The sequence below is a fragment of the Flavobacterium cucumis genome (assembly GCF_900148835.1).
GTDB classification, from domain to species: Bacteria; Bacteroidota; Bacteroidia; order Flavobacteriales; family Flavobacteriaceae; genus Flavobacterium; species Flavobacterium cucumis.
The window spans coordinates 573,525-597,348 of record NZ_FRYK01000002.1 but is presented as its reverse complement, the minus strand read 5'-3'; the positions used below and the strand labels follow the sequence as shown (position 1 = coordinate 597,348).

Sequence of the window (23,824 nt, the reverse complement as noted above, 5' to 3'; positions counted from 1 at the left end):
AGGGTCCTAGAAGATGACTAGGTCGATAGGCTATAGATGTAAAGGCAGTAATGTCATAGTCGAGTAGTACTAATAACCCGTTAGCTTATGTACAATTCTGCGCCTTCGGGCGCAGGGCAACTTTCTTTTAAATTTATTTATCTCAGTATGTTAAGATATTGTTCAATGGATAATTATCGTAAGGTAATTAACGATTGAAAAATTGCTCAAAGCAATTTAACCTCTTAAGGTGGTTATTGCGTCGGGGCTCACCTCTTCCCATTCCGAACAGAGAAGTTAAGCCCGACTGCGCAGATGGTACTGCATTTATGTGGGAGAGTATGTCGCCGCCTTTCTTTTGAAAACCCTTCATCTATCGATGAGGGGTTTTTTGTTACTAATAATCCCATACCTCTGGGACTGAAAAACCACCGCTAAAGGGTGGTTTTTATTGGTTTGAATTCTTGAAATAGTTGCAATGTATATTTATCGGACAATAATCACATTTTGGATTGGTTGGTCGGCAAATTTCTCTGCCTAAAAAAGAGAAAGCCATTCCAATTTCGCTCCAAATTTCATATGGGAGTTGTTGCATTAATAGTTTTTCGATTTTATTTCCGTCTTCATATTTTGGTGTTAAACCAATTCTTGGTGCAACTCTAATAACATGTAAGTCAACTATTATGCCTTCTGCTTTTTGATTGGTTTCTCTCAATATTACATTTGCAGATTTTCTTCCAATACCTTTGAAATTAATTAATTCTTTTAAGTTTGTTGGGATATTATTGTCAGTTTTTAAAAGTTTGGCTAATTCATATATCCAAGTTGTTTTTGTTGGATAATTTTTAACCTTTGTAAGGTAAGGGGCTATCTCTTCAATGCTTGAATTCGATATGCTTTCCAGATTAGGATATTTTTCAAAAAAAGGAATAGTGATATTGTTAATATTGGCATCTGAATCTTGAGCGGACAAAATCACCATTATCAGTAATTGATAGGTTTTTTTATAATCTAAAGGATGTTTTCTTCCTTTATATTTATCAATTAATGGCTCTAGATTTTCTTTCCAATTTTCAAATAACATTTTTATTTTAAAAGTAATAAAAAAAGGAGTTCAACTTGATTATTGAACTCCTTTTGTGAATTATTTATTTTAACTATTTTACTAAACCTCTTGAAATTACAATTCTTTGGATTTCTGAAGTTCCTTCGTAAATTTGAGTGATTTTTGCATCACGCATCATTCTTTCTACGTGGTATTCGCTTACGTAACCATTTCCACCGTGAATTTGTACGGCTTCGTTTGCTACTTCTAATGCGATTTCTGAAGCATATAATTTTGCCATAGCACCAGAATGAGCAATATCTTCTCCATTATCTTTTTCAGTTGCGGCTTTGTGAATTAACAATCTAGCACATGTAATTTTTACATGCATATCAGCTAATTTGAAAGCAATTGCTTGGTGGTTGAAAATTGGTTTCCCAAAAGCAACTCGTTCTTGCGAATATTTTAATGCTAATTCGTATGCTCCTTGTGCAATTCCTAACGCTTGAGATGCAATTCCAATACGTCCTCCGTTTAAAGTTGACATGGCGAAAGCGAATCCAAATCCGTCAGCACCGATTCTATTTTCTTTTGGAACTTTTACATCGTTAAACAATAAAGTATGTGTGTCTGATCCACGGATTCCCATTTTCTTTTCTTTTGGCCCCACTTCAAAACCTGGCATTCCTTTTTCAACAATAAGAACGTTAATTCCTTTGTGTCCTTTAGAGGCATCCGTTTGAGCTATTACTAAATAAGTAGAAGCTGTTCCACCATTCGTAATCCAGTTTTTAGTTCCATTTACTAAATAATGGTCACCCATATCGATAGCAGTAGTTCTTTGCGACGTAGCATCTGAACCTGCCTCTGGCTCGGATAAACAGAATGCTCCAATTTTTTCTCCTTTAGCTAACGGAGTTAAGTATTTTATTTTTTGTTCTTCTGAACCGTATTTTTCTAAACCAGCACAAACCAACGAGTTGTTTACCGACATGATAACCGCTGCAGAAGCATCCACTTTTGCAATTTCTTCCATCGCTAAAACATAAGATAAACTATCTAATCCAGCTCCACCGTATTTTGGATCCACCATCATACCCATGAAACCAAGTTCGGCCATCATTTTTACTTGTTCGGTTGGAAATTTTGAATGTTCATCTCTTTCAATAACTCCAGGTAATAATTCTGTTTGAGCAAAATCTCGCGCTGCTTGCTGAATCATTAAATGCTCTTCGGTTAATTTAAAATCCATATTATTTAGATGTAATGTTTGATTATTTTGTAATTTCAGGAACCAAATGTAAAGATTAATTAGCAAATTTTCAATAACAATTTGTAATTTTAACCCATGTTTAAAGAAAACTATAACGTTATCGGAGTTATGTCAGGCACATCGTTAGATGGAGTTGATTTAGCTTACATAAAATTCAATTATTCAGGCCATTGGACGTTTGAAATTTTTCAATCTGAAACGATTTCATACTCTGAAAAATGGTTAAATAAATTGAAAAATGCTATTCATTTTAATAAGACAGCGTTAGAAGAATTGAACGTTGCTTATACCCAACTTCTAGCTACGATAATTTCTGATTTTATTTCTAAGAATAATTTGACTGAAATTGATGCCGTTTGTAGTCATGGTCATACTATTCTGCACCAGCCTCAAAATGGATTTACACTTCAAATAGGAAATCTTCCATTAATACGCGTTTTGGTAAATCAGACCATAGTTTGTGATTTTAGAGTCCAAGATGTCCAATTAGGAGGGCAAGGCGCACCATTAGTTCCTATTGGGGATGAATTGCTTTTTTCTGAATATGATTATTGTTTGAATTTAGGCGGCTTTTCGAATGTATCATTTAATGAAAATGGAAATCGAATTGCATTTGATATTTCTCCGGTGAATACCGTTTTGAATTTCTATGCGAATGAATTGGGTTTGCCGTATGATACTGCTGGAAATTTAGCAAAATTAGGAAACGTTAAAAGAGATTTATTGCAAAAATTGAATGATTTGGATTTTTACAAAGCACCGTATCCAAAATCACTTGGAATGGAATTCGTTAATACTGAAATTTTTCCTTTAATGAACACTTTTTCAATTGATACTATAGATAAACTTTGCACTTTTGTGGAGCATATTGCTATTCAAATTGCAAAAATTTGTTCGAAGCCGTATGCGAAATTATTTATAACGGGTGGAGGTGTTTATAATCAATTTCTAATTGATAGATTGTGTAATTATTTGCCTACAACAAAAGTGGTAATTCCAGAGGATACAACCATTCAATTTAAAGAAGCTTTGATTTTTGCATTTTTGGGGGTTTTAAAATTAAGAAATGAAATTAATGTATTGTCTTCAGTGACAGGTGCTAGTAAAAATCATTCTTCGGGTGTCGTATTTTATTAAATGTTATAAAAAACTAAAAAAAGGTGTTTAGGCTTTAGTGCTTCAACAGATTATGTATATTTGTAAAACAGAAAATTTAACCAACACAATGAAAGATTTATTAAAGAAATTTGAAGAAAAAGAACCAGAAATAGTATTTAATTGGAAAGATCCCGAAACAGAAGCAGAAGGATGGACGGTAATTAACTCATTAAGAGGTGGTGCTGCTGGTGGTGGAACTCGTATGCGTAAGGGATTAGATATGAATGAAGTACTTTCATTAGCTAAAACAATGGAAGTTAAGTTTTCCGTTTCAGGACCAGCAATTGGTGGTGCTAAATCGGGAATTAATTTTGACCCAAACGATCCTAGAAAAAAAGGGGTTTTGGAAAGATGGTATAAAGCTGTTTCTCCCTTATTAAAAAATTATTACGGGACTGGTGGCGATTTAAATGTAGATGAAATTCACGAAGTTATACCAATGACGGAAGATTGTGGTGTTTGGCATCCACAAGAAGGTGTTTTTAATGGTCATTTCAAACCAACTGAAGCGGATAAAATCAATAGAATTGGACAATTACGACAAGGGGTTGTTAAAGTAATTGAAAACCCGAATTTTTCACCTGATGTAAATAGAAAATATACAGTTGCCGACATGATTACAGGTTATGGTGTTGCCGAAGCGGCTCGTCATTATTATGACATTTATGGAGGAAGCATTGTGGGTAAAAAAGCTATCGTTCAAGGTTTTGGAAACGTAGGTTCTGCAGCCGCCTTTTATTTAGCTCAAATGGGTGCGAAAGTAGTTGGAATCATCGACAGAGATGGAGGTGTTATCAACGAAAACGGATTTTCTTTTGAAGAAATTAAAGATTTATTCCTTAAAAAAGACGGAAATAAATTAGTTGCGGATAAGATGATTCCTTTTGCAGAAATCAATGAGAAAATTTGGTCAATTGGAGCCCAAGTTTTCGCTCCATGTGCAGCTTCAAGATTGGTTACTAAGGAACAAGTAGATAAGATGGTGGCTTCTGGATTAGAAGTGATTTCAAGTGGTGCTAATGTCCCTTTTGCTGATAAAGAAATTTTCTTTGGTCCAATTATGGAAGAGACGGATAAAAAAGTGAGTTTAATTCCTGACTTCATTGCAAACTGTGGAATGGCAAGAGTTTTTGCTTATTTCATGGAGAAAAAAGTGCAAATGACAGACGAGGCAATTTTCTCAGATACTTCAAACACAATAAAAAATGCAATTCAAAAAGCACATACTTTAAATTCTGAAAAGAAGAATATTAGTGCTACCGCTTTTGAAATTGCTCTAAAACAACTAGTATAATTAATTTAAAAAATGGAAATAGTAATTATTGCGGTCTTTATTTTAGGATATTTAGGGATTGCTTTTGAACACAGTGTTAAGGTTGATAAATTGATCCCCGCATTAGGAATGATGGCTATTTTATGGGCTTTAATTGCTGTAAACCACTTGGAGGTTTTTGAAATTATTCCTGGGGTGGGTAAAGAAAGTCATCACGTTGAAAGTGTTTTATTACACCATTTGGGTAAAACAGCTGAGATTTTGTTTTTCTTAATGGGGGCTATGACTATTGTTGAGATTATTGATTATTTTGATGGTTTTTCGACAATTAAAACGTTTATTAAAACAAAAAGTAAGATAAAGCTTTTGTGGTTGTTTTCTACTTTAGCTTTTGTTTTGTCGGCAATTATCGACAACTTGACAGCTACAATTGTACTAATAACAATTTTACAAAAAATTATTAAGGAAAGAGAAATAAGACTTTGGTTTGCAGGTCTTATTGTTATTGCTGCAAATGCTGGGGGGGCTTGGTCTCCGATTGGAGATGTTACAACAACGATGCTTTGGATTGCTAATAAAGTAACCCCTACTCAATTAGTTGCTCATGTTTTATTACCATCCATTGCATGTTACGCAATACCTTCGTTAATTGCATCTAGATTAAAGATTTTTAAAGGACATATCGATAGTGATTTGAGTGAAGACACTTCTCCTAAGTCAAAATATGGTTCTACTATGTTTTATTTAGGATTGGGTGGAATTTTATTTGTTCCTATTTTTAAAACATTCACTCATTTACCTCCTTATGTTGGGATGATGCTTTCTTTGGCGATTATTTCTGCTGTGGCAGAGTATCTTAGTAATTATGAATTTTCTATAGCAGGTGCTACTTCAGGTCATGGTATTAATGAACCACAACATAGTCCAGTTCATAAATCACTTTCAAAAATTGAAATGCCAAGTATTTTATTTTTCTTAGGAATTTTGATGGCAGTGGCTGCTTTAGAATCATTAGGAATGTTATATGAGTTTGCTGGAATTTTAGAAAAGGGAGTTCCAATGTTAGGAACAGAACACGGCACAACTGTATTATCAGATTTAGTAGTGTTATTATTGGGTGCTGGTTCAGCAATTATAGACAATGTACCTTTAGTTGCTGCGAGTATTGGAATGTTTTCAATGGGATTAGATGCTCCTGAGTGGCACTTCATTGCATATGCAGCCGGTACTGGTGGAAGTATTTTAGTAATAGGTTCTGCAGCTGGTGTAGTGGCAATGGGTATGGAAAAAATTGATTTTTTCTGGTATCTTAAAAAGATTGGAGGTCTTGCTTTGCTTGGGTTTTTAGCTGGAAGTGCTGTTTTTATTCTTTTGAGAGATTTTTTGCTTAATGCTCATTAACAATAATTAAATTTTATTTTCGTTTTTATTATAAAATAGGTATACAATATGAGTTTATTTCTTCAAGCCGATAGTCTTGCTATTTCTAGTCAAATTGCTTCTGAAGTGCAGTCATCAGAAAAAACACTCTCCGTGTGGAGTTTGTTAACTAGTGGTGGAATAGGAGGGCAAATTATAATGATAGTTTTATTTGCGCTTTTGTTTGCAGCTTTGTTTCTTTATTTTGAAAGATTAATGGCAATAAACAATGCTTCCAAGATTGATGCTAATTTTATGAATAATATAAAAATGAATATTATGTCGGGAAAAATTGACGCAGCTAAAATGTTATGTGCTCAAACCAATTCCCCTGTAGCACGATTAATCGAGAAGGGAATCTCACGAATTGGAAAACCTTTAGAAGATATTAATACCGCAATTGAGAATGCAGGCAATTTAGAGTTATATAAGTTAGAGAAAAATACCAGTATGTTGGCAACTATTTCTGGAGCAGGTCCTATGATTGGTTTTCTTGGAACTGTTCTTGGTATGATTCTTGCCTTTCATGAAATGGCTAGTGGAGGTGGTCAAATAGAAGTTGGGGCTTTAGCTGAAGGAATTTACACAGCAATGACTACAACAGTTGTTGGATTGGTTGTTGGAATTATTGCTTATGTGGGATATAACCATTTAGTGGTTAGAACTAATAAAGTCGTAAATCAAATGGAGGCAAATGCTGTTGATTTCTTAGACTTATTAAATGAGCCAGTATAATGAAACTAGGAAAAACAAGAAATAAAGTTTCAACAGAATTCAACATGTCGTCAATGACAGACATTGTGTTTTTGTTACTTATATTTTTTATGCTTACTTCCACAATGGTAACTACTAATGCGTTGGATTTGGTTTTGCCTAAAGCCAAAGGGAAAACGGATAGTAATAAAAGTACATCTGTAAGTATAGATAAAGATTTAAACTTTTTTATTGATACAGAAAAGGTAAACGAAGCCGATTTGGAAAATCAACTATTGGCTTTGTTTGCTAATTCTGAAAATAAGGCCATCGTTTTACGTGCTGAAAAGTCGGTACCACATGAGAAGGTTGTTCAGGTTATGGATATAGCCTATCGTAATCAAATCAAAATGGTTGTTGCTGTCAGCCCAAAATAAACCATAATGAAATTTTTAGAATCACCCGAGGAGAAAAAATCATTTGCTATCACAAGTATCATTTTTGTGATTATGTTCTTGTTGTTTTTTTTCTACATGGGTCTAAAATATATGGATCCACCACCTGAAAATGGAATCGCTATTAACTTTGGGACTAGCGAAACAGGTAGCGGTGAAATGCAACCTGCTGAGCCTGTTCAATCTGCTCCAGAGAAAGCGCAATCAAAGCCTGTTCCGGTTGATGAAGATAATGTGTTGACACAAGATGATGAGGCGCCGATTACACTTCCAAAAAAAGAAAAGACAAAACCTGTAACTAAGCCTGCTGAGTCCAAACCTACAGAGCCAACCAATAGTGCTTTAAATAGTATTATTAAAGGCCCTAAGCGAGATGGTGCTTCTCAATCAGGTCATGGAGATGATGAAGAAGGTGGCGATAAAGGGAATCTTAACGGTAGTTTGTATGCCAATAGTTTTTATGGAAATGGTACTGGTGATGGTACTGGTACTGGTAAAGGAACTGGTTGGGGATTAGCGGGAAGAAAGTTAGCAGGAAATAGTAAGCGTATTCAAGATTGTAATGAGTCTGGTAAAGTAGTGGTTAAAATTTGGGTAAACCGTCAAGGGAATGTTATTCGTGCAGAAAGAACCCAAGGAACTACTAATACGAATCCTTGTTTGGTTAATCCCGCATTAGAAACGGCAAGAACTTTTAGATGGCAACCAGATACCAATGCGCCAGAAACGCAAATTGGTTTTGTGGTAGTGAATTTCCAAGTAGGAGAATAATAATTCTTTGTTATCCCATTCAAAATGACGTATCAAGAAACGACAACATGGTTATTTAACCAGTTACCTATGTTTCAAATGCAAGGCGCTTCAGCCTATAAAAAAGATTTGACAAATACTTTGTTGTTGGTAGAACATTTGCAACATCCCGAAACTAAATTTAAATCGATTCATGTGGCGGGTACTAATGGTAAAGGTTCTACGTCATCTATGATTGCTTCAATTCTTCAAGAGGCAGGATACAAAGTAGGATTGTATACTTCACCTCATTTAAAAGATTTTCGTGAACGCATCCGTATTAATGGTGAAATGATTTCCGAAGATTTTGTAGTGGATTTTATTTTGGAAAATAAGTTGTTTTTTGAAGCGAATCAATTAAGTTTTTTTGAAATGACTGTTGGTTTAGCCTTCGATTATTTTGCCAAAGAGCAAGTCGATATAGCAGTGATTGAAGTTGGGATGGGAGGAAGATTAGATTCTACCAATGTGATTACGCCTTTGGTTTCTATAATTACGAATATTGGTTTTGATCATACTCAATTTTTAGGTGATACATTATCAAAAATAGCTACTGAAAAAGCTGGAATTATCAAATCGAATATTCCAGTAGTGATTGGTGAATATTCAGAAGAAACAAAAGCAGTTTTTATTGCTAAAGCAAAATTTGAAAATGCTCCAATTTACTTCGCTCAAGATAATCCAGAAGTTGCTTACGATTGTGCATTGTTAGGAGATTATCAAGTGCATAACAAAAAAACCGTTCTAAAGGCTATTGAAGTTTTACAATCACAATTAAATGTAAGTAAAAATCATATTAAGTTAGGATTGAAAAATGTTATTCAAAATACAGGATTACTCGGTAGATGGCAAATTTTGACACAACAACCTTTCACCGTTTGTGATACAGCTCACAACAGTCACGGGTTAAAAATAGTGTTGAATCAAATTGAAAAACATTCTTTTGAAAATCTTCATATGGTTTTAGGTGTCGTAAATGACAAAGATTTAGATTCGATTTTACCCTTATTTCCAAAAAATGCAAAATATTATTTCTGTAAGCCTAATGTTCCTCGCGGATTGGATGTTGAAGAATTAATGTTAAAGGCAAGTGGTTTTGGTTTGTTTGGAGAAGTATTTAATTCGGTATCAGAAGCTTATGTTGAGGCTGTGAATTCAGCTAAAGAATCTGATTTTATCTATATAGGAGGAAGTACGTTTGTTGTTGCAGAAATTGTGTAATTTTTTTTCAAAAGTACTTGCAGATACAAATAATACTTGTATATTTGCACTCGCAATACGGTATTAGTATTGTGTCTTATTGGGGCGATTAGCTCAGCTGGTTCAGAGCACCTCGTTTACACCGAGGGGGTCGGGGGTTCGAACCCCTCATCGCCCACAAAATTAAATCCTACAGAAGTGTAGGATTTTTTGTTTTTAAGATCATTGGTCAAGATTTAAGGTGGTTCAGATGCATTCCGATTTTATCGGGAGGGGGTTTTAACCTCTTTTCGAAAACGGAACAAAATTGCCTACAAAATTAAGTTCTATAGAAATTTAAGGTTTGTATTAATAATTGATTGGAATCTAAGCATATTTAGAGTGCTTACTTTCTTTCAGCAGATTAGAACAAACTGAAGGTAAGATCTCTACTTTAAAATTATAGTAGTCTGTCAAGTTGAAAGAATACTACGATAGTTGTTTTGCTTTAAGAAACATCATAAAAGATCTAAGGTTTTTTCAAGTTCCATTCCTCTAGAACCTTTTATTAAAATGAAATTTTTAAAAATTTTATTTTCGAGTAAGTACTTTGAAAAAGAAATAAAATCTTCAAAGAAGAAAATATGGTTGCTTTTTATTTTGTTTGAATAGAAATGTTTGCCAATACAATATGAGGTTAAATAAGGTTGTTGTTCTAATAATTCAATGATTTTCTTGTGCTCAGATAGACTTTCAATACCTAGCTCAAACATATCGCCAAGAATAGCTGTTTTGTTTTTTTTCTCTATTTGAATTAAATTAGTTATTGCTGCTAACATGCTACTCGGATTGGCGTTGTATGCATCTAAAATAATTTCATTATCGTTTTTTTTAATGAGTTGTGAGCGGTTGTTTTCTGGAATATAATTTTCAATAGCTTCTTTGATTAATTCATCAGCTACTTTAAAGTAATTTCCAATTGTTATTGCAGCATTTATATTGTTTGCGTTGTAAATTCCTATTAAATTGGATTTTATAGTGAATCCGTTGTAATTTACGTTGACCATTGGATTTGCTTCAACATTATCAATTTGAATATCTCCAATACTTTTTGTTGAAAAAGTATATTTTCTTAGCTTGCTTGTTTTTTCTTCTTGAATCGAGTCGTCAAGATTTACAAAAGCAATTTTATTTTCTTCTTGGATGTAATTATACATTTCGCATTTGCCTTTTATTACACCTTCTATGCCTCCAAAGCCTTCTAAGTGAGCTTTTCCGAAATTGGTTATATAACCATAATCAGGTTGTGCTATTTTGCATAAAAATTCAATTTCTTTTTGATGATTTGCACCCATTTCTACTATGCCTATTTGGGTGTTGCTTTTTAATCTGAGAAGTGTAAGAGGTACACCGATGTGATTATTTAGGTTTCCAATTGTAGCGATTGTATTAAACTTTTTTGAAAGAACAGTATGTATTAGCTCTTTTGTAGTTGTTTTTCCATTACTACCGGTTAAGGCTATAATTGGTGTTTTTAGCTGATTTCTGTGAAATTTAGCTAGTTCTTGTAGTGCTAAAAGAGAATTTTCTACTAATAGCATACGATCATCTATTTTGTACTCAGGATTGTCAATTACTACATACTTGGCTCCTTTAGCTAGTGCCTCATATGCAAATGTATTTGCGTCAAAATTTTCCCCTTTCAAAGCTATAAATAGGGAGTTTTTTTCAATTTTTCTCGTATCAATACATACATTAGAGCATTTTAAAAATAGAGAATGTAATGCTTTAATATTCATTTCATGTAAAATTTAATAAGTAGCTAAATTATAAAAAAAGCCCTTTTGTCGAAAAGGGCTTAGTATGGTATTTTAAAAAAATGTTATTGTTTAGGGTTTCCTCTAGCAGATTTTTTGTTAGATTTTGGTCCTACTTTTGACATAGCACATCTAAATCCAATGAAATCAGTTGCCATATCTTGAGGGAAAAATCTTCTTGATGCTGGATCTAACCAATAAGCTCTATCTCTCCAAGATCCTCCTTTGTAAACTCTTACATTGTCGTCTATTAAAGTCGTTCTTTTTTCTGATTTGTCATATTGTTTTATGATTTTTTTCTCAGAACTAGTTGAATCTACTACTGAAGAAATTTTATGTTTAGGTGCTTCATACATTCTGAATTTCTCTTCTTCACCTTCAGTTTTTTCTTCATCATTACTATTGAATTTGAAATAGCGAGTAGATTGTCTGTCTCCATCTCTATAATTTCTGTTGTCTGATGTAGAGAATTGAGTTCTTAAATATGTTTCGTTTTCGTCCACTGGAACTTGTGCAATTTGTCCAGGGAAATTTCTTGCCATTATCCTACCGTTACTCAAAGTATCGTATGTGATATTGTCAGCAGTTACTAACTCAACTGTACCATCTTCTCCAATTTTATTTTTAGTGTAAACGTTTCCTCTAAAGTAATTGAAGTCATTAGCCTCATCATCAACCACAGGTCTGTAAACGTCTTGAACCCATTCTGCAACGTTTCCAGCCATATCATATAAACCAAAATCGTTAGGATTGTAGCTTTTCACTTTATTTGTAATATCAGCTCCGTCATCAGACCAACCTGCAATTCCTCCGTAGTCTCCTTTTCCTTGTTTAAAGTTGGCTAATTGATCGCCTCTGCTTTGTCTTTTGCCAGAACGAGTGTATTGACCAGACCAAGGGTATTTTTTTTGTCCTTTGTAAATATTAAATTCTCTATTTCCTACTAGTGCAAGTGCTGCGTATTCCCATTCTGCCTCAGTTGGTAATCTGTATTCAGGTAAAATTAAACCAGAACTTCTTTGAGCGTAAACGTTTTGAGATGAGTCGTTAACTCTTTTATTACTTCTTCCTCCTTTGATAACGATATCTTCATTACCTCCCATTGCATTGGATGGAGCATTTAAGTAAGTTTCAGTACTAAAATTTGCTTCAGCTGAAACGTCATTAATTTTAGCGTCTTTTTTTAGGTATCCTTCACGTTCAAGAATATTTTCATTTACACGATCAGTTCTCCATTTACTAAACTCTGTAGCTTGAATCCAATTTACACCTACCACTGGGTAATCCGCATATGCAGGATGTCTTAAATAGTTGTTGGTCATGGTTTCGTTATAACCAAGGCGGTTTCTCCAAACCAATGTGTCAGGAATTGCACCGTAATAAATGTTTTTATAATTTTCTTCAGTTGGAGGGAAAACAGTTTTCATCCAATATAAGTATTCAGAATACATTTTATTGGTAACTTCATGTTCGTCCATGAAAAAAGATTGAACGTGTTGCTGATTTGGGCTATTATTCCAATCATGCATCACATCGTCTTGTACTTTACCCATTGTAAATGTACCACCTTCTACAGGTACCATTCCAGGAGGAGTTTCTTGCTTTTTGAACTTGTCATTAAACTGAAAACCACCTTTCTTGTCGTTGATTTTCCAGCCAGTAGCTGTTGAAGCTCCACTCGTACTTCCTTTTTTGCTACAACCAGTAAAACTAACCACTAGCGCTAATATTACCAGCGATTTTAGAGCCATAATTTTCTTAATTTTCATACTTTAGTAGGTAATAAATTTAGTGTCGCAAGATAATAATTAACTATTAATATGCAACATGTTTTTAAAAAATTATAAAAAAAAATTAAAGAAATGTTAATTTCTTTCTTCTATAACGCTTTTGTTAAGTTTTTATTGTGAAAAACAGTGCAATATGAAAATTATTTTTTCTCTTTGTAATATTAATAATTTATTTGCGTTCTTATTTCGATGAAAAAACTACTTTCTTATTTTTTATTTTTTTATTTTTCCTCATTTGTTGCACAACAGAAAGAGCGTATTACAATTAATTGGAAATTAACAGCTCCTTTTAATATTGGTGAATATAGCCTAAAAACACCTCAATTTGATTTTCAATATTTTGATTTTGATATTTCTCAAAAGCGTATTTTATATAAAAGGATATTGAAAGTTTCGTCTAATATTGATCCGAATAGTCTTGAAATTAGCAATATAGCATATGAGTCTATATCTGAAATTGAGTTAGGAGATTTGGATTCATCCAAAATTCCTTCAACTATAAGTGCATCACTTCAGATAAGTAAAGCAAGAGATGAATTGAAGACAGTTTTGGTTATTAGTCCTTTGATTAAGGATTCCTTTGGTTTTAAGAAACTAGTCTCATTTAGCTATTCTTATTCTACAAGCAATGCTAATCGTTTTACAGCTAGTAATCAAGTGATGTCAATCAACAATTCTGTTTTGGCTTCAGGTTCATGGTATAAATTTTATGTTGAGAAATCAGGTGTATATAAAATCACTAAATCTTTTTTGCAAAGTTTGGGTTTCGATGTGAATTCTGATCCCAGAAATATTAGTATTTATGGGAATGGTGGTAGAATGTTACCATTGTTAAATTCTGTTCCATATCCGAATGATTTGGTAGAGAATGCGATACAAGTTGTTGGCGAAGAAGATGGTGTTTTTGACAATAATGATTATATCTTGTTTTATGCTGAAGGAGTTGATACATGGAATACAGAGAGCTTAACTAGTCTTAATCTTTTTTCTGAAAAATCCTATTACTATGTTACGAGTAGTTCAAATGGAGGGAAGCGAATTGCAACGGCAGTTCAGCCATCTGGTGTTGCCTCTGTGGTTTTTTCTAATTTTGATGATGTTCGTTATCACGAAAAAGATTTAGTAAATCCTGGAAAAGTAGGAAGAAGATGGTTTGGTGAGCAATTTAATATACAAAATTCTCAGAATTTTGATTTTATAATTCCTAATTTGGATACTTCTTTTCCTGTTTCTTATCGTATCAATACAGCTTCAAAATCTTTTGGTTTGTCTTCTTTTGGTATTAAAATAAACAATCAAAATGTGGGAAGTATTAATTATACAATACCCTTAGTAGCTTCAAGTGGTGTTGAAGGATATGAATCTGCAATTTCTGGTGTATTTAATACCAATACAAATACAATTTCTGTAGAACTTACTTATGACAATGGTGGTGTTCCTAGTTCAAATGGTTTTTTAGATTTTATTGAGTTGAGAATGAAGCGAAATTTAGTAGGTTACAACAAACAGTTTTTGTTTTCAAATAATGAAGCTCAAAATAACATCGGCATAGGGCAATATAATCTAACAAATGCTTCTGGAATAGCTCAGGTATGGGACGTAACAGATTTGTATGATGTTACTAAGTATGTAAATAATTCAGGAACTAATTTTTCTTTTAAAGTTGATCTGGGTACGACTAGAAAGTATGTAGCTCTTGATTTGGCCGATACTTATGTTCCGTTGAAGGAATCGAATAGTGTTGTTTTTAATCAAGATATAAAAGGAACTATTTTTAGTGATAATTCGGGTAATTTTCAGGATATTGATTATTTAATTGTAACGCCTCGTTTTTTAGTAAGCCAAGCCGAGACTTTAGCTAATTTCCATCGGAATAATTCGGGTTTGGTTGTTAAAGTAGTTGCTTTAGAAAATATTTATCAAGAGTTTTCTTCAGGGAAACCAGACGTTGCAGCTATTCGTAATTTTGTTAAATATGTATATTGGAATGCATCTAGTCCAGATAAAAGACTGAAATATTTAAATCTTTTTGGTGATGCTTCTTATGATTATAAGAATAGAATTCCGAATAATACTAATATTGTTCCGGTTTTTCATGGTTTTAATCCAAATGCACCTCAAACAAATAATACTTCTAATTTTTCATTATTTTCATCATTTATGTCTGATGATTTCTATGGTCTAATGGATGACAATGAAGGTACAATGGTTAATGTTTTTGACGGTATTGATATAGCGGTTGGACGTATGCTGGTATCTTCAACGAATCAAGCCTCTGATATGGTTAACAAAGTGATTGAGTATCATGATGAGCAATCCTTTGGTAGATGGAGAAACAATTATGTTATTTATTCTGATGATGCTGATGATGCTTCGGATGCGGGCTTACAATTTGATTTAGATGGATTAGCAAATACACTAACAACACAAAAACCATTTGTTAATGTAAAAAAAATACATACAGATTCTTATGTTCAGCAAGTTGCGGCTGGAGGAGAGCGATATCCTGAAGCAAAAAGTGATTTTTTAGATGCTTTAGCTTTAGGGGCTTTAGTTTTTAATTATTATGGACATGGTAATGAGGAGTTTTTGGGGAGAGAACGACTATTTGAAAAACTGGATGCTCAAAATTTGACCAATAGATATCGTTATCCTTTGTTTATTACGATTACATGTGAATTCACTCGTTTTGATGACCCTAACAGATTTACTGGAGGTGAGTTTATGTTTTGGAACAAGTCTGGAGGAGCTATAGGTTTGATAGCAACAACTAGACAAATTGGGGTTACGACAGGTTCTGTAATGAATAATCTTTTGACAGAAGATTTATATGCATTCGGCTCAACTGATTATCCATCCATTGGTGAGGCGCTGAGAAGGACTAAAATTAATACTGGATCGGATAATAAGAGAGTGGTTTTTTGTATTGGTGATCCTGCTTTGAAGTTAGCTATTCCTAAATCGAAAGTGGTTCTTACTGAAGTAAATGGTGTTTCTACATCACAACCTCTACCTGTGCTTCAGGCATTGAGTTTGGTTAGAATCGCAGGTGAATTGAGGGACGAAAATGAAAATTTGATTTCCGATTATAATGGAGACTTGGCAGTTCAAATTTTCGATAAAGATATAAACAGATCAACTTTAGGAAATAATGGTGCTGTAAATTCTGGAGGTTTGATAATTATGAATTTTTCGACTTTAGGGGAGACCGTCTTTAGAGGTAATGTTTCAGTAATTAATGGAAAGTTTGAGTTTAGTTTTGTAGTGCCTCAAGATATTAGAGTTCCAATTGGTAATGGTAAAATTAGTTTCTATGCGAAACGTAATTTTCAAGGCCTAGAAAACCAAACAGGATTTGATCAGTCTATACAAATAGGTGGGGTAAATGTTAATGCTGCAAGCGATACAAATCCTCCAACGGTCAGATTGCATATGAATGACGAAAGTTTTGTTTCAGGAGGAATAACTAATTGTTCACCGATCCTATTAGCTTTTTTACAAGATGAGAATGGAATTAATACGGCAAGTGGTATAGGACACGATATCGTGGCAATTTTAGATGGAGATGAAACAAATCCATATGTCTTAAATGAATATTATGAGACAGAGAATGATGATTATACCCGTGGTTTTGTTCGATTCCCGTTTAGAGATTTATCGCCTGGGGTGCATACCATATTGTTTAAGGCTTGGGATGTCTATAACAATCTGGTTACTTCGGAAATTCAATTTAATGCCATTTGCTCTGATGAAGGTCTTGAAATTGATAAGGTTTTGAATTATCCAAATCCATTCGTAAATTATACCGAATTTTGGTTTCATCATAACATGCCTTTTGAACCTTTAGATGTTCAAGTTCAAATTTTAACGGTTTCTGGGAAGGTGGTTAAGACCATAAATCAGCAGGTAATAACTGATGGTTTCTTAAGCAGAGAAATTGTATGGGATGGTCGAGATGATTTTGGAGATAAAATTGGAAAAGGAGTCTATGTTTACAAGTTGCGAGTTAAATCTTTAAATACGGGTAAATCTGTTGAAAAATATGAGAAACTTGTAATACTCTAAGAATATACTATATTTGTCAAATTAATTTCTATGTATAAAATGAAAAAAATTGCTTTTTTATTAACTATTTTTCTTGTTGTTTATTCAACGAAAGCTCAGGAAAACAGAGCAATTACCACAGGAGTTCCTTTTTTATTAATTGCTGCAGATGCTAGATCAGCAGGAATGGCTGATATGGGGGTTGCAACTTCTGCGGATGCTTATTCACAGCAATATAACCCTTCAAAATATGCGTTTTCTTTACAAGAACAAGGATTTTCTGTGAGTTATACGCCTTATTTGACAAGTATAGCAAATGATATTTCACTCGGTCAAATTACTTATTTTAATAGAATTAATGAGAGAAGTGCTTTTGCTGGATCCTTGCGTTTTTTTGGATTAGGAGATATTCAGTTAACAGATGCGATTGGAACTCCCTTGACAACTGTTAGTCCGAATGAGTTTGCTTTAGATGGTTCTTATTCTTTAAAATTGAGTGAACGATTTGCAATGGGAATTGGAGCAAGGTATATTAGATCGAATTTAAAAATAGCTAGTGATAATACTGATGCAACGCCAGCATCATCATTTGCAGTAGATGTTTCGGGTTATTATCAATCGGAAGAATTGGCGTATGATGATTTTAATGGAAGATGGAGAGCAGGCTTTAATTTTCAAAATTTAGGCCCTAAAATTAATTATGACAATGGTAATTCAACAGATGATAGCTCAAATTTTTTGCCAGCAAACATGCGATTGGGCGGTGGGTTTGATTTTATTTTTGATGACTACAATAAGATTGGTGTAACAGCTGAAGTTACTAAACTTTTGGTTCCTACCCCGCCATTAAGAGTGGAGGAATTTGATTCAAATGGTGATGGAGATTTTGATGATGCAGGAGATGTTTCATCATCGGATGCAATAGCTGCAAATAATCTTGCAAATTCTGAATATAGAAAAATAAGTTGGACTGATGGAATTTTCAAATCATTTGGAGATGCGCCTGGGGGGATGTCGGAAGAATTAAAAGAGTTTACATGGGCATTAGGAGCAGAATATTCTTATCAAGATTCTTTTGCATTACGTTTGGGTTATTTTAATGAAAATGAGCTAAAAGGAGCTAGGAAGTTTTTTTCTCTTGGTGCGGGTTTTAAATATAATGTTGTTAAGGTTGATATTTCCTACTTGTTTTCTGCTTCAAAAGTTAGAAACCCTTTAGAGAATACGTTGCGATTTTCTCTGACATTTAATTTTGGAGATAATTATGATGAATTATAAATAGAAAATAAATTAACTAACAATCCAAATTCTTGCATTTAGAATTTGGATTTTTTTTCCTTACATATGAAGCAAATTTCAATAAATGCTACCATTTCGGTGCTATCAAAAGAAGAATTATCTCAAGAAGAAAAAAAATTAATGTCTTGTGCTATTGAGGCTAGAAGTAAAGCTTATGCACCCTATTCCAATTTTACAGTTGGAGCTGCTATTCTTTTAGATAATGACGAAATAATTCAAGGTTCTAACCAAGAAAATGCAGCTTATCCATCGGGTTTGTGTGCAGAACGGGTAGCCATTTTTTATGCAGGCGCTACTTACCCAAATGCTAAAATCGTAAAAATGTTTATCACGGCTTCTCCTAAGGATAGAGATTTAGAAGAGCCTATTCCGCCTTGTGGAAGTTGTCGTCAGTCGATTGCTGAATACGAGTTTAAACAAGATTTGCCAATAGTTATTTTCTTTATGGGTGCAAAGGGTGATATTTACAAGTCAGATTCTTTGAAGAATTTATTGCCATTGGTTTTTGATAAGAATCACCTATAACGATTTCGTAACTTTTTTTATCGATTTTGTTATAAAAAATACAAAAATCGTAGAATTTAATTTTTTCAATAAGGTTCTATGTAGTATTTTTGCTTTTCGTAAAATTGCGAATAATTACATCGTATTATTTGTAATTCAATTGTATTAAAACAAACTAAAAATGAAACCAATTACAAGAGAAGTTTACTTAAAATGGTATGAGGATATGCTATTTTGGAGAAAGTTTGAAGATAAACTTGCTGCTGTTTATATCCAACAAAAAGTTAGAGGATTTTTGCATTTATACAATGGACAAGAAGCTGTTTTAGCTGGAGCTTTACATGCAATGGACTTGTCTAAAGATAAAATGATTACTGCTTACCGTAATCATGTTCAGCCAATTGGAATGGGTGTTGATCCAAGAAAAGTAATGGCTGAATTGTACGGAAAGGCTACGGGTACTTCAAAAGGGATGGGTGGATCGATGCACATTTTTTCTAAAGAACATGGTTTTTATGGTGGACACGGTATCGTTGGAGCGCAAATTCCAGTAGGTGCTGGTATTGCTTTTGCAGATAAATATTTTGAAACTGGAGGTGTTACTTTGACTTATTTTGGAGATGGTGCTGCTCGTCAAGGTTCTCTACATGAAGCGTTCAATATGGCGATGAATTGGAAATTGCCAGTTGTTTTCATTTGTGAAAATAATGGATATGCTATGGGAACTTCTGTTGAAAGAACTGCAAATCATACCGATATTTGGAAACTTGGTTTAGGTTATGAAATGCCTTGTGGACCAGTTGATGGGATGAATCCAGTAAAAGTGGCAGAAGCAATGCACGAAGCCATGGAGAGAGCACGTCGTGGTGACGGCCCCACTTTCTTAGAAATGAAAACGTACCGTTACAGAGGACATTCAATGTCTGATGCACAGTTATATAGAACAAAAGATGAGGTTGAGGAGTACAAAAAAATCGACCCTATAACTCAAGTTTTAGATATTATCAAGGAAAATGGGTATGCTACAGATGCTGAAATCGAAGTAATCGATCAAAGAGTAGCGGATTTAGTGGCTGAATGTGAAAAATTCGCTGAAGAATCTCCATTTCCTGAAGCACAACAGTTATATGATGTAGTGTACGAACAAGAGAATTATCCTTTCATTCCACATAAATTATAAGAACTATGGCACAAATAATAACAATGCCCCGTTTGAGTGATACGATGACTGAAGGAGTTGTAGCAACTTGGTTAAAAAAAGTAGGTGAAACAATCAAAACAGGTGATATTCTTGCCGAAATTGAAACAGATAAAGCTACAATGGAATTCGAATCTTTCTATGACGGTGTTTTATTACACATCGGAATTCAAGAAGGTCAATCGGCTCCAGTAGATTCTTTGTTAGCAATTATTGGATCGGCAGGTGAAGATATTTCTGCGTTATTGAATGGTGGAACAGCGACTGAAACTAAAGAAGAAAAATTAGTTGAAGAAGCAAAACCAATTTCTGAAGCATTAGAAATTCCAGCTGGTGTAAAAGTAGTGACCATGCCTCGTTTATCAGATACAATGACAACAGGAACCGTTGCAACTTGGTTAAAAAAAGTAGGAGATACTGTAAAAGAAGGTGATATATTAGCTGAAATCGAAACGGATAAAGCTACAATGGAATTCGAATCTTTCAACTCAGGAACTTTATTATATATCGGAGTTCAAGAAGGTGATTCTGCTCCAGTAGATACAATTTTAGCTATTTTAGGTCCAGCAGGAACTGATGTTTCAGGAATTGCGGCTAATTATAAAGTTGGTGCTGTTGTTGAAGCTCCAAAAGCAGAAGAAGTAAAAGAAGCTGCTCAAGCAGTTGTAGTAACAGAACAAGCTACTTTAGGTAGAGTTTTTGCTTCTCCATTAGCTAAAAAAATTGCTCAAGATAAAGGAATCAATTTGTCTCAAGTAAAGGGGTCAGGTGAAAATGGAAGAATTGTAAAATCGGATGTGGAGAATTTCTCTCCATCAGCAGTTGCAACTCCATCTCAAGCCGTTGCAGAAGCTACAAATGCAGTTGCAGCAGTTAAACCATTTGTTCCAGCAGGAGAAGTATTCCAAGAAGAAATCAAAAATTCGCAAATGCGTAAAACCATTGCGAGACGATTATCAGAATCTAAATTTACCGCACCGCATTACTATTTAACAATCGAGTTAGATATGGACAATGCAATTGCTTCAAGAAATATGATTAACGGATTACCAGATACGAAAGTTTCTTTCAATGATATGGTAATCAAAGCAAGTGCTATGGCATTGAAAAAACATCCTCAAGTAAATTCTCAATGGAGAGATGATGCTATGGTAATCAATCACCACGTGAACATTGGAGTAGCAGTAGCAGTTGAGGACGGATTAATGGTTCCAGTATTGAAATTTACAGACCAAATGAGTTTAACTCAAATTGGTGCAAATGTGAAAGACTTAGCTGGAAAAGCAAAATCTAAAAAAATTCAACCAGCAGAAATGGAAGGAAGTACATTTACGATTTCTAATTTAGGAATGTTCGGAATTCAATCATTCACTTCAATTATCAATCAACCAAATTCAGCTATTTTATCTGTTGGTGCTATTATTGAAAAACCAGTAGTTAAAAACGGACAAATCGTAGTTGGAAATACAATGACAGTTACTTTAGCTTGCGACCACAGAACAGTGGACGGAGCAACAGGAGCTCAATTCTTACAAACGTTCAAAGCGTTTATGGAAAATCCAGTAACGATGTTAGCCTAATAAGTGTTAAATTTATCATACAAAATCCCGATTTACTCGGGATTTTTTTATTTTTACTTAAAACTAAAAACTATGAAAAAAATCGTATTCCTAATTTCTTTCGTTGGATTATCATTGCATGCACAAACCAATGTTACTTCTAAGAATATTTCAAAAGTAAACTATCAAGTTGCTGAAGAAAATGTAATTAAAACTTTGTCTTATTTAACTTCTGATGAACTAGAAGGAAGAGATTCGGGTAGTGAAGGAATTGAAAAAGCAGCAGTTTATTTGGAAAATTTACTTCAAGAAAACGGAATAAAACCTTATTTCAAAACCTATCGCGATACGTTATCAAATTTTGATAAGCCTGCTTTCAATATTGTAGGCTATATCGAAGGAACGGATAAAAAATTAAAAAATGAGTTCGTTGTAATCGGGGCACATTATGATCATATTGGAATGTTGCAAAATGGTGTGAATGGTGATGTAATTGTAAATGGAGCTAATGATAACGCAACAGGAACCACAGCGGTTACTGAAGTAGCTAAGTATTTTGCGAAATTCAAAAATAACAAGCGAAGTGTACTTTTTGTATTCTTTTCTGCCGAGGAAAAAGGCCTTTTAGGGTCAAAGCATTTGGCTGCTAAATTGAAAGAACAAAAAATGGACCTGTATTTCATGTTCAATTTTGAAATGATTGGAGTGCCAATGAAAGACAAAGGAATGGATTTCTATTTGACTGGTTTTGGTAAATCTAATATGGCAACCACAATGAATGAATATGCAGGAGAAAAGTTAGTAGGATATTTACCAATTGAAACCAAATATATGTTGTTTAGAGCTTCTGACAATTATCCGTTTTTCACTGAATTTAATGTTCCAGCTCAGACGGTGTCTACTTTTGATTTTGAAAATTTTCAATTCTATCACCAACCAGATGATGAGTTTGAATTGATGGATACCAAACACATGACGACTGTAATTTCCAAAACAATTCCAGTTTTAGAAAAAATGATAAATGCCTCAAAAAAAGAAATCAAATTAAATGAAAAGTAAAAACATCATTATAACGGGAACTTCGCGTGGAATAGGTTACGAATTAGCCTTGCAATTTGCAAATGCCGGACATCAAGTATTAGCTCTTTCTAGAAAAACACCAAAAGCGTTAATCGAAAATCCAAACATTACTTGCCTGTCAATTGATATTTCAAATCCAGATGAGGTAATACAAGTAGAAAAATTTATTACGCAAACTTGGAAAAAGGTTGATGTTTTGATTCACAATGCTGGAAGTTTGTTAAATAAACCTTTTACGCAAATTACATCAGAAGAATTTCAAAATATATACAAAGTCAATGTTTTTGCAGTTGCGGAATTGACAAGAATATCTATTCCCTTTATGGAAAAAGGCAGTCATGTAGTAACGATTAGTTCTATGGGAGGCATTCAAGGAAGTATGAAATTCGCTGGTTTAGCTGCATATTCATCAAGTAAAGGAGCCGTGATTACGTTGTCGGAATTATTAGCTGAAGAATATAAAGAAAAAGGAATTGCTTTTAATGTTCTGGCACTTGGAGCGGTCAATACAGAAATGTTACAAGAAGCTTTTCCAGGATATCAAGCGCCACTTTCAGCAAAAGAAATGGCAGATTATATTTTCGATTTCGCTTTAACTGGAAACAAATATTATAACGGTAAAGTATTGCAAGTTTCATCTTCAACGCCTTAAAATTGAGCGACGTTTTAAAAAAGTATTTACCTGAACACGCAGTTCATCATTGTTTTGAGTTAATCAAAGCGAATCATGTGCATCTTAAAATCGTCAACGAACGTCAAACACGTCATGGCGATTATCGGAAAGATGCTCAAGGCTTTCATTTAATTACTGTGAATGCCAGTTTGAATAAATACCGATTTTTAATAACTCTAATTCACGAAATCGCCCATTTGGTAGCATTTGAAAAATATGGTCGAAACATAAAACCGCATGGAGAAGAATGGAAACTTACATTTCAACGTTTGATGGTGCCGTTTATTCGACCTGAAATATTCCCAAATCTATTGTTGCCATTACTTGCTAAACATTTTAGAAATCCAAAAGCAAGTAGCGATACTGATGCAAAATTAGCCATTGCATTAAAGCAATTTGACCAAAAAGAAACCGATAAAAATTATATCTTTGAAATTCCGATGGGAAGTCATTTTAGAATTCACAATGGAAAAATTTTCAAAAAAATTGCATTGCGAGTTAAGCGATACGAATGTTTAGAAATAAGTTCTGGACGATTGTATCTGTTTCAACCTAATGCTGAAGTGGAATTGTTGCCGAATAATACGTAGCAACAAA

19 protein-coding genes, 1 tRNA gene and 2 rRNA genes are annotated in these 23,824 nt (G+C 33.8%); 18 read left to right on the top strand and 4 right to left on the bottom strand.

Annotated features, from left to right (window positions below; translation table 11 throughout):
• Positions 1-93: ribosomal RNA gene (locus BUE95_RS08770) — 23S ribosomal RNA — on the top strand; the annotation flags it as partial.
• Between the two features lie 132 nt (positions 94-225).
• Positions 226-335: ribosomal RNA gene (gene rrf / locus BUE95_RS08765) — 5S ribosomal RNA — on the top strand.
• 92 nt (positions 336-427) lie between these two features.
• Here the strand turns inward: rrf and BUE95_RS08760 are convergent.
• Both BUE95_RS08760 and BUE95_RS08755 read right to left on the bottom strand, forming a co-directional pair.
• Positions 428-1,063 carry an endonuclease III domain-containing protein gene (locus BUE95_RS08760; protein WP_073583488.1) on the bottom strand — a complete coding sequence of 212 codons (636 nt, stop codon included), beginning with the start codon at positions 1,061-1,063 and terminating at the stop codon, positions 428-430.
• A 73-nt stretch (positions 1,064-1,136) separates the two neighbouring features.
• Complete coding sequence (locus BUE95_RS08755) at positions 1,137-2,276, bottom strand: acyl-CoA dehydrogenase (RefSeq protein WP_073583486.1); 1,140 nt, start codon at positions 2,274-2,276, stop codon at positions 1,137-1,139.
• Between the two features lie 96 nt (positions 2,277-2,372).
• Here BUE95_RS08755 and BUE95_RS08750 point away from each other — a divergent pair, with 96 nt between their 5' ends.
• The 8 genes from BUE95_RS08750 to BUE95_RS08715 all read left to right on the top strand — a co-directional run bounded on the left by BUE95_RS08750 (position 2,373) and on the right by BUE95_RS08715 (position 9,462).
• On the top strand, positions 2,373-3,434 hold the full coding sequence (locus tag BUE95_RS08750) for an anhydro-N-acetylmuramic acid kinase (protein WP_073583484.1): 1,062 nt from the start codon (positions 2,373-2,375) through the stop codon (positions 3,432-3,434).
• 88 nt (positions 3,435-3,522) lie between these two features.
• Positions 3,523-4,749, top strand: a complete 1,227-nt coding sequence (locus BUE95_RS08745) for a Glu/Leu/Phe/Val dehydrogenase dimerization domain-containing protein (RefSeq protein ID WP_073583482.1) — start codon at positions 3,523-3,525, stop codon at positions 4,747-4,749.
• 12 nt (positions 4,750-4,761) lie between these two features.
• Positions 4,762-6,129 (top strand): sodium:proton antiporter NhaD, encoded by a 1,368-nt coding sequence (gene nhaD, locus BUE95_RS08740; RefSeq protein ID WP_073583480.1) that lies wholly within the window; start codon positions 4,762-4,764, stop codon positions 6,127-6,129.
• 48 nt (positions 6,130-6,177) lie between these two features.
• Positions 6,178-6,882, top strand: coding sequence for a MotA/TolQ/ExbB proton channel family protein (locus BUE95_RS08735; RefSeq protein WP_073583478.1), 705 nt, complete (start codon positions 6,178-6,180; stop codon positions 6,880-6,882).
• Positions 6,882-7,277: an ExbD/TolR family protein gene (locus tag BUE95_RS08730; protein WP_073583476.1), complete on the top strand. Its 396-nt coding sequence runs from the start codon at positions 6,882-6,884 to the stop codon at positions 7,275-7,277. The genes BUE95_RS08735 and BUE95_RS08730 overlap by 1 nt, the downstream gene beginning before the upstream one ends.
• Before the next feature lie 6 nt (positions 7,278-7,283).
• Complete coding sequence (locus BUE95_RS08725) at positions 7,284-8,066, top strand: energy transducer TonB (protein WP_073583474.1); 783 nt, start codon at positions 7,284-7,286, stop codon at positions 8,064-8,066.
• A gap of 24 nt (positions 8,067-8,090) precedes the next feature.
• The gene (locus BUE95_RS08720) at positions 8,091-9,305 is read left to right on the top strand and encodes a bifunctional folylpolyglutamate synthase/dihydrofolate synthase (protein WP_073583472.1); all 1,215 of its coding nucleotides are present in this window, start codon (positions 8,091-8,093) and stop codon (positions 9,303-9,305) included.
• An 82-nt stretch (positions 9,306-9,387) separates the two neighbouring features.
• A tRNA-Val gene (locus BUE95_RS08715) sits at positions 9,388-9,462 on the top strand.
• Positions 9,463-9,781: 319 nt separating this feature from the next.
• Here the strand turns inward: BUE95_RS08715 and BUE95_RS08710 are convergent.
• On the bottom strand, positions 9,782-11,062 hold the full coding sequence (locus tag BUE95_RS08710; RefSeq protein ID WP_073583470.1) for a UDP-N-acetylmuramoyl-tripeptide--D-alanyl-D-alanine ligase: 1,281 nt from the start codon (positions 11,060-11,062) through the stop codon (positions 9,782-9,784).
• Positions 11,063-11,145: 83 nt separating this feature from the next.
• Entirely contained in the window at positions 11,146-12,849 is a 1,704-nt protein-coding gene (gldJ, locus tag BUE95_RS08705) for a gliding motility lipoprotein GldJ (protein WP_073583468.1), read from the bottom strand.
• A 210-nt stretch (positions 12,850-13,059) separates the two neighbouring features.
• Between gldJ and porU the strand changes: the two genes are divergently transcribed.
• The 8 genes from porU to BUE95_RS08665 all read left to right on the top strand — a co-directional run bounded on the left by porU (position 13,060) and on the right by BUE95_RS08665 (position 23,817).
• Complete coding sequence (gene porU, locus BUE95_RS08700) at positions 13,060-16,935, top strand: type IX secretion system sortase PorU (RefSeq protein WP_073583466.1); 3,876 nt, start codon at positions 13,060-13,062, stop codon at positions 16,933-16,935.
• Between the two features lie 39 nt (positions 16,936-16,974).
• A complete protein-coding gene (gene porV, locus BUE95_RS08695; protein ID WP_073583464.1) occupies positions 16,975-18,192 on the top strand; it encodes a type IX secretion system outer membrane channel protein PorV in 1,218 nt (405 codons plus the stop codon).
• Positions 18,193-18,258: 66 nt separating this feature from the next.
• Positions 18,259-18,738 carry a cytidine deaminase gene (gene cdd / locus BUE95_RS08690; protein ID WP_073583462.1) on the top strand — a complete coding sequence of 160 codons (480 nt, stop codon included), beginning with the start codon at positions 18,259-18,261 and terminating at the stop codon, positions 18,736-18,738.
• A gap of 160 nt (positions 18,739-18,898) precedes the next feature.
• Entirely contained in the window at positions 18,899-19,897 is a 999-nt protein-coding gene (gene pdhA / locus BUE95_RS08685) for a pyruvate dehydrogenase (acetyl-transferring) E1 component subunit alpha (RefSeq protein ID WP_073583460.1), read from the top strand.
• Positions 19,898-19,902: 5 nt separating this feature from the next.
• Positions 19,903-21,495 (top strand): 2-oxo acid dehydrogenase subunit E2, encoded by a 1,593-nt coding sequence (locus BUE95_RS08680; RefSeq protein ID WP_073583458.1) that lies wholly within the window; start codon positions 19,903-19,905, stop codon positions 21,493-21,495.
• A 72-nt stretch (positions 21,496-21,567) separates the two neighbouring features.
• Positions 21,568-22,533, top strand: coding sequence for a M20/M25/M40 family metallo-hydrolase (locus BUE95_RS08675; RefSeq protein ID WP_073583455.1), 966 nt, complete (start codon positions 21,568-21,570; stop codon positions 22,531-22,533).
• Positions 22,523-23,206, top strand: coding sequence for an SDR family NAD(P)-dependent oxidoreductase (locus tag BUE95_RS08670; protein WP_073583452.1), 684 nt, complete (start codon positions 22,523-22,525; stop codon positions 23,204-23,206). The genes BUE95_RS08675 and BUE95_RS08670 overlap by 11 nt, the downstream gene beginning before the upstream one ends.
• A gap of 2 nt (positions 23,207-23,208) precedes the next feature.
• On the top strand, positions 23,209-23,817 hold the full coding sequence (locus tag BUE95_RS08665; RefSeq protein WP_073583449.1) for a SprT-like domain-containing protein: 609 nt from the start codon (positions 23,209-23,211) through the stop codon (positions 23,815-23,817).
• Positions 23,818-23,824: the final 7 nt, after the last annotated feature.

What these genes read in the sequence shown, in the direction of transcription:
- BUE95_RS08760 (WP_073583488.1), bottom strand. Translation starts at nt 1,063, where the DNA reads ATGTTATTTGAAAATTGGAAAGAAAATCTAGAGCCATTAATTGATAAA.
- BUE95_RS08755 (WP_073583486.1), bottom strand. Translation starts at nt 2,276, where the DNA reads ATGGATTTTAAATTAACCGAAGAGCATTTAATGATTCAGCAAGCAGCG.
- BUE95_RS08750 (WP_073583484.1), top strand. Translation starts at nt 2,373, where the DNA reads ATGTTTAAAGAAAACTATAACGTTATCGGAGTTATGTCAGGCACATCG.
- BUE95_RS08745 (WP_073583482.1), top strand. Translation starts at nt 3,523, where the DNA reads ATGAAAGATTTATTAAAGAAATTTGAAGAAAAAGAACCAGAAATAGTA.
- nhaD (WP_073583480.1), top strand. Translation starts at nt 4,762, where the DNA reads ATGGAAATAGTAATTATTGCGGTCTTTATTTTAGGATATTTAGGGATT.
- BUE95_RS08735 (WP_073583478.1), top strand. Translation starts at nt 6,178, where the DNA reads ATGAGTTTATTTCTTCAAGCCGATAGTCTTGCTATTTCTAGTCAAATT.
- BUE95_RS08730 (WP_073583476.1), top strand. Translation starts at nt 6,882, where the DNA reads ATGAAACTAGGAAAAACAAGAAATAAAGTTTCAACAGAATTCAACATG.
- BUE95_RS08725 (WP_073583474.1), top strand. Translation starts at nt 7,284, where the DNA reads ATGAAATTTTTAGAATCACCCGAGGAGAAAAAATCATTTGCTATCACA.
- BUE95_RS08720 (WP_073583472.1), top strand. Translation starts at nt 8,091, where the DNA reads ATGACGTATCAAGAAACGACAACATGGTTATTTAACCAGTTACCTATG.
- BUE95_RS08710 (WP_073583470.1), bottom strand. Translation starts at nt 11,062, where the DNA reads ATGAATATTAAAGCATTACATTCTCTATTTTTAAAATGCTCTAATGTA.
- gldJ (WP_073583468.1), bottom strand. Translation starts at nt 12,849, where the DNA reads ATGAAAATTAAGAAAATTATGGCTCTAAAATCGCTGGTAATATTAGCG.
- porU (WP_073583466.1), top strand. Translation starts at nt 13,060, where the DNA reads ATGAAAAAACTACTTTCTTATTTTTTATTTTTTTATTTTTCCTCATTT.
- porV (WP_073583464.1), top strand. Translation starts at nt 16,975, where the DNA reads ATGAAAAAAATTGCTTTTTTATTAACTATTTTTCTTGTTGTTTATTCA.
- cdd (WP_073583462.1), top strand. Translation starts at nt 18,259, where the DNA reads ATGAAGCAAATTTCAATAAATGCTACCATTTCGGTGCTATCAAAAGAA.
- pdhA (WP_073583460.1), top strand. Translation starts at nt 18,899, where the DNA reads ATGAAACCAATTACAAGAGAAGTTTACTTAAAATGGTATGAGGATATG.
- BUE95_RS08680 (WP_073583458.1), top strand. Translation starts at nt 19,903, where the DNA reads ATGGCACAAATAATAACAATGCCCCGTTTGAGTGATACGATGACTGAA.
- BUE95_RS08675 (WP_073583455.1), top strand. Translation starts at nt 21,568, where the DNA reads ATGAAAAAAATCGTATTCCTAATTTCTTTCGTTGGATTATCATTGCAT.
- BUE95_RS08670 (WP_073583452.1), top strand. Translation starts at nt 22,523, where the DNA reads ATGAAAAGTAAAAACATCATTATAACGGGAACTTCGCGTGGAATAGGT.